Genomic DNA, 21,144 nt, shown 5'->3' with positions numbered 1-21,144 from the left:
GCTCTAAACTATCAGTAACTATCTCAAAGCTTTATGATTACGTTTTCACGAAGATATCAAAGCTTGCTCTCAAAGCTTTGAACAGTCTGGCTTTGGAGTTTTCGGACAAGTCTTATGCAGGCTGAAAAAACAGTTTATGTCAGCTAGAGATAACTTTCACAATGTGGCGCATTAGGTTTTTGTCCCACTGCTTGGCAATGTCGCACAATATACAGGGTTTTCTGCATCAAGTTTATGTATAGAAAACTCAACATGAGGCAGCAGATGAGAAAGTTAGTTTCCTCCTGCTACCTCTGCATTATTTTAACTACTCAACGCTTTTAAGAACCGTTGCAAACTCTTAAACACATTAGGCTTTTTCGCAGATGTCGCGTCTGTTGTTGTTTGCGGTTGCCCTTTTAAAAGGATGAGATCCAACTCATCACCCGATGGTTTGGTGGGTAATTCGGCAATTCTTTGATATTCGCCGTTGGTTTCCAGCCAAACTTCCCATTGTCCAGGATAGCAGCGATATAGGGCACTTTCATCATCTATAGGGCGGAGGTAATAGGCGGATTCAATGGTACTGATAAAGCGATCGCGGACTTTTCTCGCTGTATAACCAATGCCCACAGTTCCAGCATCTTCTAAGCGGGGATTTAAGAAGACTAAAGGGCGATCGCTTATTATTTCACATAACTTTTCCAACTGCGGTACTTCCACGCAAGTGGGCGCAATAAACAAGAAAATTTCATCCTCTGGCTGAATTTTTTCTTGTAAAGAAGCAGCCCTTCCCGTCCCGATATCCAAAATTTGAAATGGTGCATCAACCCAATTGCGGCGGGCTAAAGCCGCAGCACCCGCGTCAGCAAAGAAAATCTTCAAACGAGAATCATATTCTGTAAACAGTGGCAAAAATTGTTCCGCTACTGGCATAAACTTGAGTTCTGGGAACAAGAACTCAACTTGTATCCGAGTAAGACCATCTTTAAGGGCAGCTTGCACGGCTGTTCGAGATTGGGCGATCGCATCTTCAAGACTATTTGGAAGTTGACTCATAATCTGCATGGCGCTGTAGTGTCTACTCCTATTGTTTCAGTATTGGCTCTTAATTAGAACTTACGCAGAGGAGATTGCCCAACTGCTTGTTAAAGCAGGGCCATTCCATTCGGTCGAGTAAGGATTCTGTCAACACCATGAGTAAGAAAGTGTAGGCGATCGTCGCAACTAATTAAAAAATATTTTATACCAGTATCCAGTATAATATTTCAGGTTGTTTATAACTTTAGTTATATTTCTATTGGTTATCAATAGTGTTCAATTTGAGTATTTGCCTAATCAAATATGAATTATAAATCATCAAATCTCTCCATTGACCTCAGTCGCCAGTAGGATGAAACTTAGCACAACATTTTTTATACTTATAAATAAACCCTATACACAACTTAGGAACAGCGTATGCCTATTAACAAGCTTGAACTTTTTGACCCAAATTATCGAGAAACCCTTGGTGGAGACGACGTTAAAGCGCTAGATGTTTACACTGAGGGAAGAGATAAAGTTGGTTCAGTAGCCGATATTTTAGTTGATGACGATGGTCATTTCCGGTATTTAATTATTGATGTAAGGTTAGATTCTGTTGGCAAAAAAATATTACTACCAATTGGTCTTTCCCGGATCGATTATGCACAAAGACGCGTCTATGTTGATGGTTTAAGCAGACAGCAAATAGAAAACTTACCGGATCACAAAGAAGACGCGATCGTTGATAGTGATTATGAAGAAAGTGTACGTAGTGTATTTCGTTCTCCAACCAGCGGTGTAACTTATGACCGCGATACATATAATTACCAGACAGAACCAACTTTATACGGGTTAAACGATCAATCTCATCAAACTTTTAGACTCTATGAAGAACGATTAATTGCCAACAAAAACCGCATCAAAACTGGAGAAGTAACAGTTGGTAAGCACATTGAAACAGAAACTGCACACGTTACAGTACCTATTCAAAAAGAACGAGTTCTGATTGAGCGAGTTGTGCCTACAGAAGCAGGTAGAGTTGTAGATGCCAATGAACTTAAGTTTCAAGAAGGAGAAGTAGCACGCATAGAAGTGTACGAAGAAACGCCTGAGATACATAAAGAAGCCTTTGTGCGTGAAGAAGTCCGGATCAAGAAAGTAGTAGAACGTGACTCTGTAGAAACACAAGAAACTATCCGTCGAGAAGAATTAGATGTTGATACTACGGGTAATTTACATGTGCAAGAAAATGGTATCAGTGAACATGGAGCTATTTAATTAGCTGGCTCATAAATTTGTTTAGTAGATTTATCTGGAATAATTATGCAGGCAAAGTTAAATTGTATCTCTGCCTGTGTTTTTTTATCCGTAAAAGAATATTCCCAATTTATTAGACAAGTTGGAAATTGGAACATTCAAAAAATTCCCATATTAATAAAGCACATAGATATGCAAGATTTTGCGGTAATAAATAATCGATAATGAATCTGGCAATTCCATGCACAAAAACTAAACATACTTCTATGAAAAAAGCTAAACAATTGGGAGCATACCAAAAGTGTAAAAACATAGGCTGTTATTATGCTCACAATAACAATCTATTATCTTGATAATTTGCAGAATTGGGATGCTCCTAAATCCTTATAATTTTGTGTCTTTAGTCAATCATGTTGATAAATATTAATGAAAATATCTATAACTTTCGATATTTAACTCTGTAAATAATTCATTCGGCAGAAGGAGGTATAAAAGTCAATAAATGTCTAGTTTAGTTATTAAGAGATGAAAAAAATATTTGAGGTTACAACATAATGGTTCTTTACAAACTACAAGATTTCGAACCTAACTATCATGAAAGTTTTGATGGTCATGACATTAAAGGGCTTGGTGTCTATACCCAAGGAACTGACGAGAAGATTGGTACTGTCAGCGATATTTTAGTGGACGAAGAAGGCCATTTCCGCTATTTAGTCATTGACTTAGGCTTCTGGATTTTTGGTAAGAAAGTATTATTACCACTTGGTCGTGCCCGTATCGACTACAGCGTTGACCGGGTATACACAGTTGGCTTGACTAGAGAACAAGCTGAAGATTTACCTGAGTTCAGTGAACGGCAAGCTCTTGATTATGACTATGAAGAACGGGTGCGTGGAGTATATCGTCAACCCACAGGGAACACCCTTCCTGTAGAAGCATCAACACCAGTAGAAGCAACAATCCCTGTAGATACAAATTATCAAGGAGCGACAGCTACCCCAACTTACAATCGTGATAGCTACAATTACGAACATGAGCCTTCTTTATACGGGTTGAATGAGCAAGATCATCAAACTCTGAGATTGTATGAAGAACGGCTGATTGCTAGTAAACGACGCCAAAAAACTGGAGAAGTAGCAATTGGCAAGCATGTTGAGACTGATACAGCACGGGTTGCAGTACCAGTGGAAAGAGAACGAGTTGTAATTGAGCGTGTAACTCCAGCAGATGCAGGTACTACCGTTTCTGGGCGCGAAGCAGATTTCCGTGAAGGCGAAGTTGCTCGTATCGAAATCCACGAAGAAACTGCTGATGTTCGCAAAGAAGCTTTTTTGCGTGAAGAAGTTAGAGTTAGAAAAGTAGTCGATCAAGAAACAGTTGAAACTCAAGAAACCGTGCGTCGTGAAGAGTTAGATGTGAATTCTGGTAATCTTCCCATTGAAGAACGCTAACTAAATATAGTCATTAGTTGCTGGCTAATGACTAATAATTAATTCGATACAGTACAGGTAAGGTTGTTGAATAAGCTTTACCTGTGTTCCTAATAGCTGATACCACTTTAGATTGACGATTGCGAATATTCCTCTCGATATGGGTCATGTAAATATCTTGTTCGCAAAGATTTTCTAAATGGGATTCAGATGATTAATACATTTAATTTAGCTAATTAGAAAACAGTTCGTAAACTTTGCAAATAAATAGCCAACCTATGGCAAAAAATATTGTACAAACAAACAGTAACTCTAGCACTACCTCCTCGCTGGCAGATTTAAGACAGAAGGTGAACAATTTTTCTGTATTCGATCAGCAAGGTCAGCTAGTAGGAGTAGTTCATGATTTAATTGTCGATGCTAATCGTCGCCTAAATTTAGTTATATCTAACCAGGCAAATCAACAAACTGGAGAACATGGGCAGCAGTTAGCTGATAAACGCCCCTCTTTGTTTCGATTGCAAAGCCAGAGAATAAAAAAAATCGACAAACCGACTAAATCTGTTTTCATAGACTTAAAAAAATCAGAAATCGAGTATATGCCTGAATATTTAGAAGCAGAAACACCAGGCGATAACTACGACGGTCTACGCCTACGCGACTCAACTGAGCAACTAGCCAATAATCAAAGTATAAATAGCCCAGTTGAGCCAGTAGACTCAGAACAGGTTAGTGAAGAACAGATTATTCGTCTACTAGAAGAACGACTATTTGTTGAAAGCAGTAAGCGTAAAGTCGGTGAGGTAATTGTTCGCAAAGTAATCGAAACCCGGATGGTACAGGTTCCTGTCCATCGGGAAAAGTTGATTGTCGAGCAAATCAGCCCAGAACACAAACAACTCGCAGAAATTGATTTAGGGCAAGGAGAAATTGCTGGTCTTGACTTGACCGAAGTAGAAAGACTTGAATTTGCAGGATTTGACAGTAGTTTAACTGTAAGCGGCGAATTTAGCTCACCTAAAATTGCTAGTTTATTATTGAATGCGATCGCACAAGAGCGAGATCACGGATGCAAGCAAGTGCGTGTTACTGTCGCTGTTGAAGATGAGTCACAGCAGCAAAAATACCAGGAGTGGTTTGACCGCTGTTCTAAAGGTGAATTGCTAAAACCGGAAAAATAAGTTTCTAGCAGATAAATTAGTAGGGTGGGCATTGCACACCCTATTTTTTTGCTGATTTAAGAAAAAAAAGGTCAAATTTACCTTCCCTTGCAGGTAAATTAAATTAAAAATTAGAGATTCAGATCCCAACCAAATTTTAAAATAATTTTTTTCTCATCCCCAATCCCCATATCTCTAGCTGAAAATCGGCAATGCTAAACGCGACTCGGTGAATGTCTCTAAAGCAACTTAATTTACAATACTAAGCAGTTGCCGTTCTTTTGGCTACTTGCGATGAAACTTAGACTAAAGAGATTTTCACGGAAGCAACGACAGCATCTGATCCCACCGATTCAGATTAAAGTTCGAGATGGAAAATTTGAAATTATCGGTATGGGTGCATGGCATTCCTACTGGCGCGATCCTTATCATCTGCTGCTAACGATTCCCTGGCCTGGCTTTCTAATCCTGATTTGCACTTTCTATGTAACTATTAATGCTCTATTTGCAATAGCTTACTTAATGGGAGGAGATTGTATTGTCAATGCCCGACCTGGTTCTTTTTTAGATATGTTTTTCTTTAGCGTGCAAACTCTAGCATCCATCGGCTATGGGGCAATGTATCCTAAAACAACTTACGCCAATATTGTTGTCACCATTGAAGCAATGATTGGTTTGGTGGGAATTGCTGTGATGACGGGACTAGCGTTTGCTCGATTCTCTCGGCCTACAGCCCGTGTGCTATTTAGCCGTGTAGCAGTGATTACACCTCATAATGCGATGCCGACTCTCATATTTCGCACGGCTAACCAGCGTCGCAATATGATTCTGGAGGCGCAGATGCGAGTTTACTTAATGCGCGACGATGTAACCTTAGAAGGGCAGTTTATACGTCGGTTATACGATCTCAAACTGCTGAGGAACCAAACACCTAGCTTCACCTTAAGCTGGTCTGTGATGCATGTTATTGATGAGTTTAGTCCTCTATATGGGATGACAGCAGAATCGCTAACACAGACAAATACTATGCTGATCATCTCTTTGAGTGGGATTGATGAAACAGTTACACAGGTCGTCCATGCCCGTCATAGTTATGCTGCTAATGAGATTTTGTGGAACAATCAATTTGTCGATATCTTCCACCACACATCTGATGGACATCGCTACATTGATTACAACCGCTTCCACGATGTTTTACCTTTAGATGAAATGAGTTGAAGTGGCTGAAACTTACTCGGAAGTCTGATTGAGTTGTGGTTGTAATGGTTTAACCACAACCCGACCATTTTCAACAACAGTACAACTTTTAACCATGCTCTTGCTGTCGTTAACTGGCACATCCTGGCACTGGTTTTGGTGGGAGATATTCTGCTCCTGTTGTTGATTGAGGATGACAACACAAGAGGGGCAGGAGGTGAAAGACATATAAAATATTTTGATCTCTATATCTATTATCACTCTGCTGTTGCTGTTTGGCTGAAAAATTTGCTACCTCTGTATTTTGATAATTCAGGAGAATAATTAGGGTTGTACAGTTGTGCGCTCTTGGGGACTTGCAAAAAATAACTCATCCCAAATAATTTGTAGATTTATAAGGGCGCAAACGCCTTGCGCCCCTCCGTACCCTGTGGGACGCTTACGCGAACGCGGAGCGTCCCCCAAGGATGGGATATTTTTTAACTGGAAGTCCCTCAGCATCCTAAAATTTAATTCAACGGATCGCACCCTTTCCTTGCCAAACTTTTTTACGAGACGCTACGCGAACAGATCAAGCTTGTTGGGGAAGAATGTTAGCTCTGAGACTGGGGACTGGGGACTGGGAAAGAGTATTTTTCCCAATTTGGTTAGAGTTTGAATCCCCATCAAAATTGTCCAGTCCCGAATCCCCAATTCAATCCTAATTATTCTGTATATGCGAAACTATCGATGTAAGTACTTGCTTTCTTGTGCTTTGAGTCTGTGTAAACAGGAAAGCGGTAATAGATCCCGCCTCGCTTTCCTCTCTGTTGAAACTTGTTTGGCAGGATTAGACAGTGGGTTTTTCTTATGAAAAAATTTTTGAGATACCTGGGTTTAGGTGTGCTATCTACGTTTTTGACTGCTACTCCTGGATTAGGAGCTGAACGCATTAGCTTTTTTTACCCTCCCTTTGGCGAATTCTCTCTATCTGTGAACTCGCTAGAAACTTTTGCGAAAGAAGGCAAAATCGATGATGAACTTTCCTTTTATGCTAGCCGCGCTACTCCCCAGCAACTCGCTCAACTACGGGAGCTACTTCAGCAACGCTTCAATATCAGCCCTACGCTGGTATCTCAAGTTACCTACTCACCTATAGGCGAACAGGTAGTGCAACGGCTTGGAGAATTACTTCTCACTGAGGCTCGAAATAACGGCTTCTATGCCATACGTGCGTCTTTGATTTTGGCTGCTACTGATCAAGAGGGTTTAACTGTTGTGAATCTATTGCGGAAATTTCCCAGCAATACTATGCGGGTGAATTTCACAGGAGGGTTAAAAATAGTCGATGACTTGTCACAATTGCTCAAAAAAAAGGATGAAGTTTTTGCCTCTCTTCAAAAAGAAGCGATCGCTCAAGCAGCCATTTCAACTGTTGACTTCTCTCAACAAGCAGATTTGCGATCGCCAGGAAAATTCCGCTGGCAGAAAAAAACCTTTGAGCTAAATGACATTTCTCGTTCACGCCGTCTACCAGTAGATGTCTATTTACCTACAACTCAAAACTCAGAACTCACAACTCAGAACTCTCTAACCTTTCCTTTTCCCCTAATTGTAATTTCTCATGGTTTGGCCTCAGACCGCTCTACCTTTGTCTACCTGGCTGAACATTTAGCATCTTATGGTTTTGCTGTTGCTGTACTAGAACACCCTGGTAGTAATGCCGAACGCATTCAACAATATTTTGCAGGTTTGGCCGGGCCGCCAGATGCAACAGAATTTATCAACCGACCTTTAGATATCAAATATCTCCTCAATGAACTCCAGCGTTTAGAAAAATCTGATCCCACCCTCCAAGGAAAACTCAATTTTCAGCAAGTTGGGGCGATCGGTCAGTCTTTTGGTGGTTACACTGTTTTGGCTCTAGCAGGGGCCAATATTAACTTTAGCCAACTCAGGGAAGATTGTAATCCTAATAATTCATCCTTTAATTTGTCGCTGTTTTTGCAATGTCAAGCAACTGACTTAACCCCAAAGAATTACGAACTCAAAGACGATCGCATCAAGGTCATCATGGCGATTAATCCGATTAATAGCTCAATTTTGGGCGAAGGCGGAGTCAGTCAAATTAAAATTCCGGTAATGCTGGTAGCAGGTAGTCAAGATATTTTCGCCCCACCCGTATCTGAGCAAATTCGCCCCTTTACCTGGCTTTCTGATACCAATAAGTACTTGGCTTTAATTGAAAATGCCACCCACTTTTCAGCGATCGCTGAACCGACTTCTGAAAACGATATCTTACCTGTGCCACCTGCTTTGCTGGGCCCTGATCGTGCTGCTGTTTATTCTTATCTCAACGCGCTCAGCGTGGCTTTTTTAGAAACCCATCTCCTTAATCGCTCTGAATACCGCTTGTATTTGCAACCTTCTTATGCCACCTTCATCAGTAAAGAGCCGCTTAATCTCAGTCTTTTACAGTCATTGTCGGTAAATCAATTCAATCAAATTTGGAGTGGGTCAACTCCCCAAGCAAGCAAACCATCAAATCCTCAACCTACTCCTACACCCCGTTAGCTTGGGAAAACACAATAAATAATTTCCGCTTATATCTATTATTGTTTCAAGCAAGTCGATTTAACTGTGGAGTAATAATTACTAATTACGTAAATGCACGGAGTACGAGTTTAGGCAGAATCATCAATTAGGAATGATATTGACTTACAGTTCAGATCCCCCAATTCTCTAAAATTCGGGGATCTTATTGTTCACGAATGATTGAAGTTTACTCTAGACCAAGTAAGTCTCAAGCATTCCTTTAAGAAACTCAAAGCTAAAGCTAAACAAATTGCTATTTATCCTAAAGTTTTGCCAGATAATTCTAAACAATGCTCCCGCCCTTGTTGATTATTTTCAATCAATAAAAGCCATCCATCTCTATTTTTTTTAACAGTAAATATACTGATGTAATTTTATGGGTTTTTTTGGAACTCTAACTATTGCAACCATAAGCAAAAACTCTATATGTCTTTTTTGTTTCTAAGCTATGAATTAGATATAGCAATTTACCCAAACATGGCTTATTTGTCAGGAAATTGAGATATTTATACTTAGGGATTCATAAAAACTTATTTAATAAAATATTTGATATATATATGTTTGCCATTAAGAACTATTAAGAAATTCTGATTAAAGAATGTTGCAATAGCTTGATTTAATTGCTAACGTGTGTATGAAACGATGCTGATAAACGCTCGGATCTAGGAGAAATAAAATCTATGAGCTATACCCATTCAGCCAAGTATGTTAGGCTTTGACGGGTTAAAAACGAGAAATTTCTGCCTCGTATAGACAACTATGAGGGATTGCAGATTAACCAAGAAATATATCGTTGCCAAAGGCTTAGTTTGGGTTTGATTTCAGTTGCAATTGATTATTTGTCTTACCTTGTGCCGACAAGCGAGTGGCTCTTGATTGTGTGTATCGGCAATAACGAAGAGTTTGGTAGGACTTAAATTTTGGAGGATAAAACCAATGGAGATTCAAGGTAAAGTAGCACTAGTTACAGGGGCTTCGCGTGGGATTGGACGAGCGATCGCTCTTGAACTAGCGCAACAAGGCATCAAGCGGCTGATATTGGTAGCACGCGATCGCCAAAAGTTAGTCGAAGTAGCAAAGGAAATTGAGACGATGGGCACAGAAGCTGCAATCGTCGCCTTAGATTTGACTCAAACAATTGAAGTAAATATCGCTGTTGCCCAACTATGGCGCAATTACGGGCAGATTCACCTGCTGGTTAATTGTGCGGGAGTCGCATACCAAAGTTCGTTTTTGCAATCCAAAATGCCTCAAGTTCAAGAAGAACTCTCTGTAAACTTGTTAGGGATGTACAACCTTACTAGTCTGATTGCTCGACGCATGGCTAGCCAAAGACAAGGAGCAATTGTCAATGTATCGAGTCTGATGGGGAAGGTGGCTGCACCGACGATGGCGACTTACTCAGCAACTAAGTTTGCCATCTTAGGATTTACCCAAGCCTTACGCCAAGAATTAGCTGAACACAATATCCGCGTCATCGCATTACTGCCATCTCTGACAGACACAGACATGGTGCGCGACTTAAAATTATTTCGCTGGGTGATCCCTATGACTCCCCAGCAAGTGGCTAAAGCACTCGTCACCGGAATGCAAAATGATTCATCAGAAATTTTAGTCGGATGGCAAAGTCATTTAGCCGTGTTGTGTCAACGCCTTGCCCCTTGGCTGTTAGAGCTAATTTTACGAATAGCAACACCGCCAGCACCAAGCAGACAACGGCTGATTGAAAAACTTATCCCTTCGCGTAGCGTCTCGTAGAGAAGGGGAAATACCGAGGGCGATCGCTAACTCAACACTCAGCATTCCCGAACAAACTTGTCCGAAATCTTCAGTCTTTGGGGATTTCCAGAAATTACATTATTCAATTTTGGGAGCGAAGATGATCGTTAAATTCTTCCTCCCCTACCTCCCCTACTTCCCCTGCTCACCAAAGCGATGGGATTATTTTTTTCGTTGGAAGTTTCTTGGCTTTACCCTTGTGCAACAAAGTAAGGCTCACAGTGCCAAGAAATGCTAATAAGCTGAAAGTAGAAGTAGATTCAGGAACAGATTTGGGATTCTCAATTTTGATAACTTGTCCAAGTCCAGGGCGATCGCCTCGGTTTGTCACGTAAATAGCACCATCAGCACCAATAGTCAAAGCAGTCGGAGACTCTAATCCATTACCACTAAGAATAGTTGTGCGAGTCCCATCGCTTGCTATTTTAATTACAGAACCATCTAGATTACCTTTCCAAAGTGACTGATTAGCGTACTGCAAAGCATATAAATTACCCTCTGCATCAAAATCTAAGTCAGTAAGTTGGGTAAAGCCATCTGTATAAACTGTTGGTTGACCATCAGCACCAATTCGATAGATTTTTGCTTCACCTTCTGGAAAAGGAAAACCAGTTAATTCGCTAATATAATAAGCGCCATCTGAACCTTTGGTGATATTTGTTGGTACTGCTTGGATTTCAAATGGCGATGATGATGCGCCAGAGGGAAAAATTGGATTAGTTAATGTCTGCCGGGGAATTGTGGCGATCGCCTTTAAATTACTTCCATCAGTACCTACACTGAGTAACTCATTAGCACCAGCATCAACTGCAACAATATTATTTCCATCTATAAGAAGAGAGAAGGGATTGCTAATTAGATCGCCTTGGTCGGGATTATTTGCAAGTTCATAATTAGCTAAATCAGCAACACTAGTCCAGGAATTTGTATTGAAATTAGCAGTGATAATTTTTCCTAAGTCAGTGTTACCTAACGTGGCGCGAAATGTGGGATTTGAACCATACCCAATTGCAATATAAGGCTTGCCAGTAGCATCAAATTTAATATCTTGAGGCCCAGAAGTATCAGTACCATCTGGTAATGCTAAAGAAGGAAGTCCTGTAAGTATACGTTCTTGCGTACCATTTTTAATTTTGGTGACTGCACCAGTTGTGCCATAACATAAAGATTGGTTTGCAACGCTCGGTGAAGGAACACAAGCTCCACCGCCGCCTATTCCTGCTTCTGTGACGTAAAGACTCCCATCATTACGGAAAGTTAGACCTCGTGGACTATTAAGACCATCGGCAATTACTGAAAATGATGCCGCCTCTGCTGTTTTCATTCCCGAAAAAGCAGCAATAGAAACACTCAAAAATGTAATTCCAAATTGTTTTAGTTTCATGAGACTCCTCCTAAAATTAAATTTGCCTAAAGCATAGAATGGGAAATTTTAACTTGATAAAAAATAATATTTAATGTTTATAGTTTCTGTGGATTTTAGAGCTTATTAAAAAAAGGGAAACAGATTCAAATCTAGAAATTCAGATTTCATCTGAATTTCTGAATTTTGAGTTGTATCATACCATTTCCGAAAATCTTTGCAACATAATGAATCGGCTATAGGGGCGTACAGATGTACGCCTCTAGCAACAAAATTAAATAGAATTACTGTATATTTTCTAATAATTTTATACAAGTGTGATATCTAAACTGTTGAACTACACAGATATTACAGGACTACAAGACGGTCGCACTTTACATCAATACATAAAGTTGCAGATCAGAAATTGCTGGGCGATCGCATAATTAGACATACCTTGTTTCGGAGCAATCAGAAATGCTTTCCTTCCCCACAACTCTTAGTAATTTGCCCGAAATCATTGATGGCCTGCCGAATATATCTGGTTGGGAAACAGAGGTTCTCTCTGTAGTTAACCACGATCAGCCAGTATTTTTACCAACAACAAACATCCGCTTAGAAGATGTAAATGCTGTGTTTGCGATCGCCTTACACATGCACCAACCAACTATACCTGCTGGAAATGGCGGTACACTCATCAGCAATCTGCAATATATGTTTGAACATCCTCATGAAGGGGATAATCACAATGCAGATCCTTTTGCTCATTGTTACAGCCGCATGGGAGACTTGATCCCCGAACTCGTCAATCAAGGTTGCAATCCGCGTGTAATGTTGGATTACTCTGGTAATCTCCTTTGGGGACTGCGGCAAATGGGACGCGGTGATGTTCTCGATAATCTTAAACGCATCACTTGCGATCGCACCTACCAACCTTATGTAGAATGGCTCGGTACAATGTGGGGGCATGCAGTTATTCCTTCCACACCTATAGCAGATATTAAATTGCATATCATTGCATGGCAACATCACTTTGCCGCAATTTTTGGCTGGGAAGCACTAGCGCGAGTCAAAGGATTTTCGCCCCCAGAAATGCACCTACCAAATCACCCTGATGCTCTCTATGAATTTGTGAAAGCGCTAAAAGAATGTGGATATCGCTGGCTACTGGTTCAAGAACATTCTGTAGAAACTCTTACTGGTCAATCTCTCACTCATAAACATTTACCACATCGTTTGGTTGCCCGCAATTCTCAAGGTGAAACAATTAGTATTACAGCCTTAATTAAAACCCAAGGTTCGGATACTAAATTAGTTGCTCAGATGCAGCCTTATTATGAAGCAAAAACCTTATCCAAACAACAAATTGACAGTGTTTTTGTACCACCCATAGTTAGTCAAATTGGCGATGGTGAAAATGGCGGCGTGATGATGAATGAATTTCCTAGCGCTTTTAAACAAGCTTGGTGGGATATGGTAAATAATGGCGGAGGAAAATCAGGTGTAGTTGGGATCTGTGGGACAGAATATTTAGAATTAATCGAAGCAGCAGGATGCAAACCTGAAGACTATCCAACTTGTCAGCCAGTGGGACAGCATAAAATTTGGGAGCGAGTTTCACCAGATAATTGTCAACCGGAAGCTGTAGAAAATACGATTCAAGAATTAAAGCAAATAGACTCTAATTTTCATCTGGATGGAGCCTCCTGGACAAATCATATCAGTTGGGTAAAAGGATATGAAAATGTTTTGTCTCCTATGTATCAATTAAGTAGTTTATTTCATCAAAAAACTGATCCATTACTGCAAACTGACTCAGCAGAACCGCTTACTAGGCAATCTCAATACCGTAACGTTCTTCTACATAACCTTTTGCTGCAAACTAGTTGTTTTCGTTATTGGGGACAAGGGGCTTGGACTGATTATGCGCGGGAAATTTACCAACGTGGCGAAAATTTATTGCAGATAAATTGAGTTAAAGATTGGGGATTGGAAAGATATAAAAGTTAGAGCAATTGAGATTTAGTTCAAGTAAGTAGGAAGTCTAAGTGTAGGTTGCTAGGTACTGATATCCGAACTGGATATCCAAAAATCCAGCCCTTGCAGCCTAAGAAGCTGGGATTCCTAAATTGATTCAAAAACAGATTTTCAATCCCTTTTTTACAACCAAACCTGTTGGTAAGGGAACAGGAATGGGAATGGCTATCAGCTATCAAATCATTTGCGAAAAACATAATGGCAGGCTAGAATTTTTCTCGACACCTGGAAAAGGAATGGAGTTTGTGGTTCAAATCCCTATCCAATAGCAAATTTGTCCAGTAATCTAAGCAGTATTATGATGAGTATTCTAATAATTCGTAATTCGTAATTTAGAGTCAATCAAACTAAAGGTAACAATATTTCAAATTTTGTACCTATGCCAGTCTGTGAATGAAAATTTAATTTACCACCATGTCTGCCTGTAATAATTCGATAGCTTACCGCTAGACTAGTATTTTTACCATTCTTTGTTTCATTAGAAAAAGACTCTATAATTTGCTGTTGTAATTCTTCAGACATTCCAGAGCCATTGTCAGCAATGCGAATTAAAATCCAGCGAGAATCTGGTGCATCTGGATTGCTTGCTTCTTGCGAAATAACTTCTGTGGTAATCTCAATTCGAGGCTTTTGAATAGTTTTTGTCTCTTCTAAATGCAACTGTTGCCGTACTGCTTCATTGAGTAAAGTATCCACAACTTCGCTTAAAATATTCATCAAAACTTGGTTTAGCTGTCCCATAAAACAATATACTGGAGGTAGCTGACCGTAATATTTGACGATTTCAATTTCTCCTTGAAGACGGCTATTAATTAATAAAATAATACTATCTATACAGGCGTGTAAATCTACAGGCTTAGGATAAAGTTCATCAATATGACAAAAGTTTTGCAAACTAGTTACAAGTTTCTTTAATCTCTCCGCTCCCGTGCGAATACTAGCAAGCGATCGCGATAAATCTTGTTCTAAAAAATCAAATTCAATTTCTTCTTTAATTTGATTAATTGCCTGCGAAACTGATGGTAACTCCTGCTCATAAGCCGCGATCAGCTTGAGTAAATCTTGGCTGTAGTTGGAAACATAAATTATGTTACCCCAAATAAAACCCACTGGGTCTAAAATCTCGTGCGCTACGCCGTCTACCAAGCGCCCCAGATTTGCCATTTTATCATTTTGAATCATTTGGGCTTGACTGCGTTCATACCGAATCAGATTGTCGATTCCCCGAATTTGCCAAGAAATAATATTCAATTCTTGGACATCTAACAATCTATAAGCACCAGATTCTATTTGTACTACAATTGGTTCTGCTAACAATTCTGGCGATCGCTTTAAGCTAAGTTGCATCACCGTCAAAATCGCTGTTGTATCAGCAACCAGCAAAATCGGTGTCCGTGCATAGCTGTAAAGAACGGCTAATGGTTGCTGAACAAATAACTCTTGTCCGAATGGGCGAATCAAAAATTCCAGCAGTCGCCGCCGTGAAATCATGCCAATGAACTGTCCCTGTTCTACCAAAATTACTCCTGGTAGTAGGGGATATTTTTCCAAAAAACTAGCCACTTCCATAGCGGTGTGGTTGATTTCCACCGAGAAGTTGTACATTGGTAGTTCTTGGAGAGTTGAATCTAAATCAAGATCGCGATCGCTACCAAGAGACAAAAATGGCGGTGAGATTTCGCAACTAAATTCTTCTGGCACTAGACACCTTGATTTTTTCAAACACAGGTAAACAATAAGTTAATATTTTACATTCTGCCACCCTCAAAATTCGGTTTTTTAGGTATTTAATAAGACTAGTGGTCTGTTAAAGTAAAAATTCTTTGGCGTGCAATTTATAATTTGGTTGGAGAATATTTAGAGAGCGATCGCAAGCTAAACTAAAAATAACCTTTACAAAGAGTGCAAAGGTAGCGTTATGACCTCTGTAACCAATTCACCCAATGCCCTCGCTCCTTTCCCCTTCCCGGATCATACTCAACTTCCTGAGTCTAATGGTACGTTCGTGAAAAATTGGCAAGAGCATCCCCAAAGCATCCTACTAACTGACTCTATTACACCCATCCTCAAGCAATTAAATCCTAAAGGGGAATATTGTATAGGGCAGGACTTAGGGATTTACTGGCGGTTGACTGATCCCCCCGAAAAAGGCGCAGAAGCACCAGATTGGTTTTATGTACCGAATGTACCATTTTTGCTCAATGGGCAAACGCGACGTTCTTATGTGTTGTGGCGAGAGTTTATTGCCCCGTTGATTGTCTTAGAATTTGTCTCTGGGGACGGTAGTGAAGAACGAGATAAAACTCCATTGAAGGGTAAATTTTGGATTTATGAGCAGGTGATTCGTCCTCCTTTCTACGGCATTTATGAAACGAGTAAAGCCAGCCTAGAAGTTTATCATCTGATTGAAGGACAGTATCAAGTTTTACCAGCAAATGAACGAGGACATTATCCTATAGTTCCTTTGGGTGTTGAATTAGGCTTATGGCAGGGAAAATATCAGAATGTGGAATTATCCTGGCTGCGTTGGTGGGATTTACAAGGTAATTTGTTGTTGAATGGCAATGAAAGAGCAGAACAGGAAAGTCAAAGAGCTGATCGCCTAGCTGCTCAATTGCGATCGCTTGGCGTTGAACCAGAAGCCTAATATTTTGTTACGAATTACGAATTAAAAAGAGCTGGTGTAAAAGAGTCATCTGTGGCTTAATTTGTTTAGACATAAATTTTACTGCTACCAGGGTAATCACGATGACAAATAGACCTCCTTCCGAACCGGAGTCATCCCAAAAAACTGCCCTTGGCTTTGATGAATTTATAGCCATTCTGGTTGCCTTCACCACTATCGGAGCGATTCTTTTTTGGTCATTGTCCCGCAGAGATTCTAGCTGGAACTTAAACGGGTTGCTCTTGCCTTCCTCCACTCCATCTCCTAGTGTTCAACCAAATCAAGTATTGCCTTCTCCTACTGCTAAGGTAGAACCTTATCCAGTGCCCAACAAGGTTTTACCCTATTCTTCACCTGAGGCTGTTGTTGAACCCAAGACACCTTCATTTCTAACTAACAGCGCAACTCCTTACCGCGCAATGTTGCCATCTGTTCTGGTAATCCCGACTCAATCCCCACAAGCACAAACACCTGTATCCTCTTCAACAGGAGTTGAGCCATCAATTAAATCATCAGCGTTGCCTTTAGTTACTCCAGCAAAACAAAAATCAATTATTCCGCCGCCAATTGCATTTAACGATGTGCCGAATAACTTTTGGAGTCGGCGTTTTATAGACGTTCTTTCTTCCCGTGGGATTCTTAAAGGGTTTCCTGATTATTCTTTTAGACCAAATCAGTCTGTAAACCGCGCCGAATTTGCTGCCATACTGGAAAAAGCTTTTGACCAAGAACCGTCTAAGACTGCGATCACATTTCAAGATGTGCCAACAAAATTTTGGGCAACTCCAGCAATTGACCAAGCCATCAGTGCCGGATTTCTCAAAGGCTACCCAAAAAAAACCTTCAAACCACAAGAAAATATTTCACGAGTGCAAGTTTTAGTTGCTCTTGTCAGTGGGTTGAATTTGAAAGCACCCACTTCTCCAAATCAGGTTATCAGTGTCTATAAAGATGCTAAAGATATTCCACCTTATGCCGTCGGCAAAATAGCTGCTGCTACAACTAATGGACTAGTAGTTAACTATCCAAATCCCCAAGTTCTTGCTCCCAACAAAGTAGCTAGTCGGGCAGAAGTGGCGGCGATGATCCATCAAGCTTTAGTAAAACGGGGCAAATTGGAGGCAATTACATCTCCAAATATAGTGCGTAGACCCAGCCTGCCGCAGGCATCGCCCAAAATGTCTCCAGAACTTTCCCAGACTCCAAAAGCGAAGCCAAAGGGTAAATTGCCCACAGGTGGTTCGCCTCAATAATAATCTCATATCATGTCCGGTTAAAGACTTATCATTAAGACTGCAAGGGGGCAGGGGGCAGGGAGCAGGGGGAGAAAGGATTTTCAGGTTTTTGCACAGATGCGAAAATTATAACTAATCAGCCGGACATGATATAATTCCCAAAATTATTTAGAGTCAAAATTTTACATAGAAAAGGCTCAAGCATTCCTGCCTGAGCCTTTTCTAGATTCAATTAAGTTACTTTCGTCTACTTAACTTAGCTTCTTATAGCTTAATAACGGTTACGGTTGTAGCCACCGCCACCACCGCCACCACGATTACCACCGAAAGAACCACCGCCACCTCTGTCTTCTCTGGGCTTGGCTTTATTTACCTTGAGGTCGCGACCAAGCCATTCAGCACCATCAAGAGCTTCAATTGCTTTTGCTTCTTCATCTTCTGAACTCATTTCCACGAAAGCAAAACCGCGTAAACGACCTGTTTCACGATCAGTAGGTAGTTGAACACGCTTTACAGCACCATATTCTGCAAATACAGCACTCAGCGCATCTTGTGTAACATCATAGGAGAGGTTACCAACGTAAATTGACATTAAATGTCTCCAAAATCATAAGTTTGTAGAGATTTAGATTTCGGAGAGAAGTCTGTAATACCAAAAGGGAAAAGCCTGTCAATACTAAAAACAAACACTGTCGCCGAATTAATTCTCATTTCACTTTCCATGATGACATAGCAACTAAGTTTTGGGTAAAAGTTTGAGAAAATGTTATAAAAAGTTATATAAAAAGTTAATAGGTACGTGTTGGCTAGTCCTAAAAGGGGTGAGGCTATAGCGAACTGCACCCACGAGATAAACTAATCCACTCTCTTTTCTAAATATTGACCAATCATCAACTGCTCACCAGCACGGGAGATAATGGTTTGTCTAGTGCGGTATTTGCTACCAATTAGTTTTAACTCTTCCTCAAAAACGGAACCGTTGTATTCAGTTCGCAAACACAGCGTTTTTGGGTTGGAGAAATAATAGTGGGCGGTGACTGGTTTAGATATAGCAAAACCGCGATCGCGATACAAAATATTTCCTAAAGCCCCAAATATCGTTGAACCTTGCGACTCTTTCCTTGCCTTTAACACATCCATACTTTCCCATGTAACTGCTGCACCACAGATCAGACTACCTGTATCAGGCAAATCTTGCATTTGAGCTAGGTTTTGCAATTCATTACAGCCCTGATTGAGAAAATTGATCGTAACTATACTCTCCATCTCCTTGGTTTCTCCCTCAGGTAGGGTGTAGTAGCGCCGTTGCGATCGCCACTTACCCTCTGATTCCTGGAAAAATTCGGAAATCTGGGCTTCGTCAGCGGTTTGTGCAATTTTTAGCAATGATGTCACTTGTAACTTTCCTGACTAATATATTGGCTCTAAATATATATCGCTCTTTTCTTTGCTGTATATGCGATGTCTACGACGGGCTACGCCTACGCTTGCTTAAAACATCACAGCGTTAAAAAAGCAATTTATGTTTACTATTCTTAATATATTGGATCAAGCGTAAAAATTACTAGGCATTTTGCTAACTACATTAAATCTGGCATGTAAGCCTAAGTATAATTATTTAAATACTGCCAATTTTAGGAGAAAGAGCGGAAAATTCCCGTATCTTCAGTCAACGCAAGTCTTCTACCAAGGGCAGATTCCAAGAAATTTAAAAATATTTATACTGAGTTAAGAATTGCATCAGCGGCTAAAAATCTGCCCTTATTAATGTAATGAGTTAAAGTGGTGAGAATTTTTCGGTATAAAAAGTAATTTTTGATACAAAATTCTGCAAGAAGATAGCTAATTGAATCTCGCCGCTTTCCATTAGTCATAATGTCTCAAAATTACTTGGTAATGCACGGCTGTTTAACACCAAAAACTCCCCAAATAAAAGAAAAATAAATGATTTTGGATAGAAATAAGCCGCACAAGCAGGCGAAAATCTCACCTTTCGCAGCCGCTAACCAGGTAATTGATACCCAGTTAGATTCAGTTGTGAAGACTGATATGGCTGTTGCAGAAACAAAAAGTAGCTTTGACACAAAAGTGTCTTCCCCTTTTGCATCCATATTATTGATTCCCTGTTTGCTGGGCATAGGACTGCTGAGTGCGAGTTGTGGAGCGCTGCCAAAGGAATCGGCTGATGCACAATCTCAGAGTCCTGGTAGTGGACAACGTGGTGGCGGTGCAACGGCTGTAGATGTAGCGATCGCTCGAACTGACTCGCTGCAAACACAACCAGAATACACAGGTAATACAACACCCTTCCGAATTGTATCAGTGCGATCGCAGGTAGAAGCTCGGTTGTTGGCTTTAAACCTTGATGTAGGCGATACAGTAAAGCAAGGGCAAAACGTCGGGCAGTTAGATGCTGCCATACTTTCGACCGAATTAAAGCAAGCAGAAGCAGAACTAGCAGCCCTCAAATCAGAAGTAGCTAGGGCAACAAATCAGGTAAGCAATGCCCGTGCAGATGTTGAACGGGCGCGGCTAGAAGTGGTACAAGCTCAGGCAGACTCAGAACGGCAGCAGAAGTTATTTAAAGCCGGAGCGATCGCAGAACAAACTGCCCAGCAAGCACGTACCCAGGCACAAACAGCTGCCCAGGCATTGCGGGCAGCTCAAGAGCAAGTGCGTACAGAACAGCAAGCCGTCGCCGCCGCTCAAGGTAGAGTACTTGCCCAACAAGCATTGGTTGCTCAAACCAAAGAGCGCAGATCTTATGCTCAACTGACATCCCCCATCACTGGCGTAGTCACAGAAAAGGTGACAGAACCTGGAAACCTTCTGCAAGCAGGTAACGAAGTCTTAAAAATTGGCGACTTTAACCGTGTGAAAGTTGTCGTGCAAGTTTCCGAATTAGAACTAGCACAAATTCAGGTTGGACAGTCTGTACAAGTTCGCTTAGATGCTTTCCCTAAGGAAACATTAATTGGCAGAGTTACTCGCATTTCTCCAGCTGCCGATGCTACAGCTCGCTTAATACCTGTAGAAGTAGTGATTCCCAACACTCAAGGGAAAATTGGTAGTGGGCTGCTGGCGCGAGTCAACTTTGAAACCCAGGCTCAACAGCGCGTAGTAGTGCCGCAAACAGCGATTCAAAAACAAGCAGGGGCAGCAAAGGCAGTAAGGAAAGAGCAAGAAAATCCATCAGGGACGCTATTTGTGGTGAAAGACACAGATGGCAAGACAAAAGTGGCAGCGCGTGCAGTCAGCTTAGGAAAAAAGGCTGATGGCAAAGTAGAAATTTTATCTGGCTTGCAAGCAGGAGAGCGTTATGTTGTTCGCAGTGGTCAACCCCTAAAAAATGGTGACGCTGTACGTTTATCAATTCTTTCCGAAACAGCAGAGTCAGTTCCTAAGGGGAATTAAAAATTCAAAATGTCTTTTGATTTTCATTTTGCCTTTTTAATTGGAGTACAGC

Annotated in this window: 17 protein-coding genes; 11 read left to right on the top strand and 6 right to left on the bottom strand. The window is 40.7% G+C overall.

From position 1 onward, the window contains the following. Nucleotides 1-303: 303 nt before the first annotated feature. On the bottom strand, nt 304-1,038 hold the full coding sequence (locus H6G97_RS22805; protein ID WP_190942927.1) for a DUF1995 family protein: 735 nt from the start codon (nt 1,036-1,038) through the stop codon (nt 304-306). Nucleotides 1,039-1,437: 399 nt separating this feature from the next. Between H6G97_RS22805 and H6G97_RS22800 the strand changes: the two genes are divergently transcribed. The 4 genes from H6G97_RS22800 to H6G97_RS22785 all read left to right on the top strand — a co-directional run bounded on the left by H6G97_RS22800 (nt 1,438) and on the right by H6G97_RS22785 (nt 6,067). Further along, on the top strand, nt 1,438-2,280 hold the full coding sequence (locus H6G97_RS22800) for a DUF2382 domain-containing protein (RefSeq protein ID WP_190942926.1): 843 nt from the start codon (nt 1,438-1,440) through the stop codon (nt 2,278-2,280). 533 nt (nt 2,281-2,813) lie between these two features. Beyond that, nucleotides 2,814-3,710 (top strand): DUF2382 domain-containing protein, encoded by an 897-nt coding sequence (locus H6G97_RS22795; protein WP_190942925.1) that lies wholly within the window; start codon nt 2,814-2,816, stop codon nt 3,708-3,710. 257 nt (nt 3,711-3,967) lie between these two features. Then, nucleotides 3,968-4,870 (top strand): DUF2382 domain-containing protein, encoded by a 903-nt coding sequence (locus H6G97_RS22790; RefSeq protein WP_190942924.1) that lies wholly within the window; start codon nt 3,968-3,970, stop codon nt 4,868-4,870. Between the two features lie 273 nt (nt 4,871-5,143). After that, entirely contained in the window at nt 5,144-6,067 is a 924-nt protein-coding gene (locus tag H6G97_RS22785) for an ion channel (RefSeq protein ID WP_190942923.1), read from the top strand. A 12-nt stretch (nt 6,068-6,079) separates the two neighbouring features. Here the strand turns inward: H6G97_RS22785 and H6G97_RS22780 are convergent, their stop codons facing one another. Continuing rightward, on the bottom strand, nt 6,080-6,274 hold the full coding sequence (locus H6G97_RS22780; protein WP_190942922.1) for a hypothetical protein: 195 nt from the start codon (nt 6,272-6,274) through the stop codon (nt 6,080-6,082). Nucleotides 6,275-6,895: 621 nt separating this feature from the next. Here H6G97_RS22780 and H6G97_RS22775 point away from each other — a divergent pair. Then, nucleotides 6,896-8,599, top strand: coding sequence for an alpha/beta hydrolase (locus H6G97_RS22775; RefSeq protein ID WP_190942921.1), 1,704 nt, complete (start codon nt 6,896-6,898; stop codon nt 8,597-8,599). Between the two features lie 957 nt (nt 8,600-9,556). Next, nucleotides 9,557-10,378: an SDR family NAD(P)-dependent oxidoreductase gene (locus H6G97_RS22770; protein WP_190942920.1), complete on the top strand. Its 822-nt coding sequence runs from the start codon at nt 9,557-9,559 to the stop codon at nt 10,376-10,378. A gap of 166 nt (nt 10,379-10,544) precedes the next feature. Here H6G97_RS22770 and H6G97_RS22765 read toward each other — a convergent pair whose 3' ends face one another. Next, a complete protein-coding gene (locus H6G97_RS22765) occupies nt 10,545-11,783 on the bottom strand; it encodes a ScyD/ScyE family protein (RefSeq protein ID WP_190942919.1) in 1,239 nt (412 codons plus the stop codon). A 435-nt stretch (nt 11,784-12,218) separates the two neighbouring features. Between H6G97_RS22765 and H6G97_RS22760 the strand changes: the two genes are divergently transcribed. Together H6G97_RS22760 and H6G97_RS22755 are read left to right on the top strand one after the other, a co-directional pair. After that, nucleotides 12,219-13,715 carry a glycosyl hydrolase family 57 gene (locus H6G97_RS22760; protein WP_190942918.1) on the top strand — a complete coding sequence of 499 codons (1,497 nt, stop codon included), beginning with the start codon at nt 12,219-12,221 and terminating at the stop codon, nt 13,713-13,715. 155 nt (nt 13,716-13,870) lie between these two features. Beyond that, nucleotides 13,871-14,047 carry an ATP-binding protein gene (locus H6G97_RS22755; RefSeq protein ID WP_242055109.1) on the top strand — a complete coding sequence of 59 codons (177 nt, stop codon included), beginning with the start codon at nt 13,871-13,873 and terminating at the stop codon, nt 14,045-14,047. A 73-nt stretch (nt 14,048-14,120) separates the two neighbouring features. Here H6G97_RS22755 and H6G97_RS22750 read toward each other — a convergent pair whose 3' ends face one another. Then, nucleotides 14,121-15,479 (bottom strand): ATP-binding protein, encoded by a 1,359-nt coding sequence (locus H6G97_RS22750; protein ID WP_190942917.1) that lies wholly within the window; start codon nt 15,477-15,479, stop codon nt 14,121-14,123. 217 nt (nt 15,480-15,696) lie between these two features. On the opposite strand from H6G97_RS22750, the gene H6G97_RS22745 reads away from it, so the two are divergent. After that, nucleotides 15,697-16,425 (top strand): Uma2 family endonuclease, encoded by a 729-nt coding sequence (locus H6G97_RS22745; protein ID WP_190942916.1) that lies wholly within the window; start codon nt 15,697-15,699, stop codon nt 16,423-16,425. A 101-nt stretch (nt 16,426-16,526) separates the two neighbouring features. Next, nucleotides 16,527-17,696 carry an S-layer homology domain-containing protein gene (locus H6G97_RS22740; protein ID WP_190942915.1) on the top strand — a complete coding sequence of 390 codons (1,170 nt, stop codon included), beginning with the start codon at nt 16,527-16,529 and terminating at the stop codon, nt 17,694-17,696. A gap of 253 nt (nt 17,697-17,949) precedes the next feature. Here the strand turns inward: H6G97_RS22740 and H6G97_RS22735 are convergent, their stop codons facing one another. Together H6G97_RS22735 and H6G97_RS22730 are read right to left on the bottom strand one after the other, a co-directional pair. Then, the gene (locus H6G97_RS22735) at nt 17,950-18,270 is read right to left on the bottom strand and encodes an RNA recognition motif domain-containing protein (RefSeq protein ID WP_190942914.1); all 321 of its coding nucleotides are present in this window, start codon (nt 18,268-18,270) and stop codon (nt 17,950-17,952) included. Nucleotides 18,271-18,533: 263 nt separating this feature from the next. Continuing rightward, entirely contained in the window at nt 18,534-19,073 is a 540-nt protein-coding gene (locus tag H6G97_RS22730; RefSeq protein ID WP_190942913.1) for a phycobiliprotein lyase, read from the bottom strand. 549 nt (nt 19,074-19,622) lie between these two features. On the opposite strand from H6G97_RS22730, the gene H6G97_RS22725 reads away from it, so the two are divergent. Continuing rightward, nucleotides 19,623-21,092: an efflux RND transporter periplasmic adaptor subunit gene (locus H6G97_RS22725; RefSeq protein WP_190942912.1), complete on the top strand. Its 1,470-nt coding sequence runs from the start codon at nt 19,623-19,625 to the stop codon at nt 21,090-21,092. Nucleotides 21,093-21,144: the final 52 nt, after the last annotated feature.

The sequence above is a fragment of the Nostoc flagelliforme FACHB-838 genome (assembly GCF_014698065.1).
Taxonomy (GTDB): domain Bacteria; phylum Cyanobacteriota; class Cyanobacteriia; order Cyanobacteriales; family Nostocaceae; genus Nostoc; species Nostoc flagelliforme_B.
The sequence above is the reverse complement of the archived record's forward strand: the minus strand, read 5'-3'. Positions and strand labels throughout refer to the sequence as shown.

Excerpts from the sequence above, each read along its gene's own strand:
- H6G97_RS22765 (WP_190942919.1), bottom strand. The coding sequence starts at position 11,783 with ATGAAACTAAAACAATTTGGAATTACATTTTTGAGTGTTTCTATTGCT.
- H6G97_RS22805 (WP_190942927.1), bottom strand. The coding sequence starts at position 1,038 with ATGAGTCAACTTCCAAATAGTCTTGAAGATGCGATCGCCCAATCTCGA.
- H6G97_RS22740 (WP_190942915.1), top strand. The coding sequence starts at position 16,527 with ATGACAAATAGACCTCCTTCCGAACCGGAGTCATCCCAAAAAACTGCC.
- H6G97_RS22735 (WP_190942914.1), bottom strand. The coding sequence starts at position 18,270 with ATGTCAATTTACGTTGGTAACCTCTCCTATGATGTTACACAAGATGCG.
- H6G97_RS22760 (WP_190942918.1), top strand. The coding sequence starts at position 12,219 with ATGCTTTCCTTCCCCACAACTCTTAGTAATTTGCCCGAAATCATTGAT.
- H6G97_RS22725 (WP_190942912.1), top strand. The coding sequence starts at position 19,623 with ATGATTTTGGATAGAAATAAGCCGCACAAGCAGGCGAAAATCTCACCT.
- H6G97_RS22785 (WP_190942923.1), top strand. The coding sequence starts at position 5,144 with ATGAAACTTAGACTAAAGAGATTTTCACGGAAGCAACGACAGCATCTG.
- H6G97_RS22745 (WP_190942916.1), top strand. The coding sequence starts at position 15,697 with ATGACCTCTGTAACCAATTCACCCAATGCCCTCGCTCCTTTCCCCTTC.
- H6G97_RS22790 (WP_190942924.1), top strand. The coding sequence starts at position 3,968 with ATGGCAAAAAATATTGTACAAACAAACAGTAACTCTAGCACTACCTCC.
- H6G97_RS22775 (WP_190942921.1), top strand. The coding sequence starts at position 6,896 with ATGAAAAAATTTTTGAGATACCTGGGTTTAGGTGTGCTATCTACGTTT.
- H6G97_RS22770 (WP_190942920.1), top strand. The coding sequence starts at position 9,557 with ATGGAGATTCAAGGTAAAGTAGCACTAGTTACAGGGGCTTCGCGTGGG.
- H6G97_RS22800 (WP_190942926.1), top strand. The coding sequence starts at position 1,438 with ATGCCTATTAACAAGCTTGAACTTTTTGACCCAAATTATCGAGAAACC.
- H6G97_RS22780 (WP_190942922.1), bottom strand. The coding sequence starts at position 6,274 with ATGTCTTTCACCTCCTGCCCCTCTTGTGTTGTCATCCTCAATCAACAA.
- H6G97_RS22795 (WP_190942925.1), top strand. The coding sequence starts at position 2,814 with ATGGTTCTTTACAAACTACAAGATTTCGAACCTAACTATCATGAAAGT.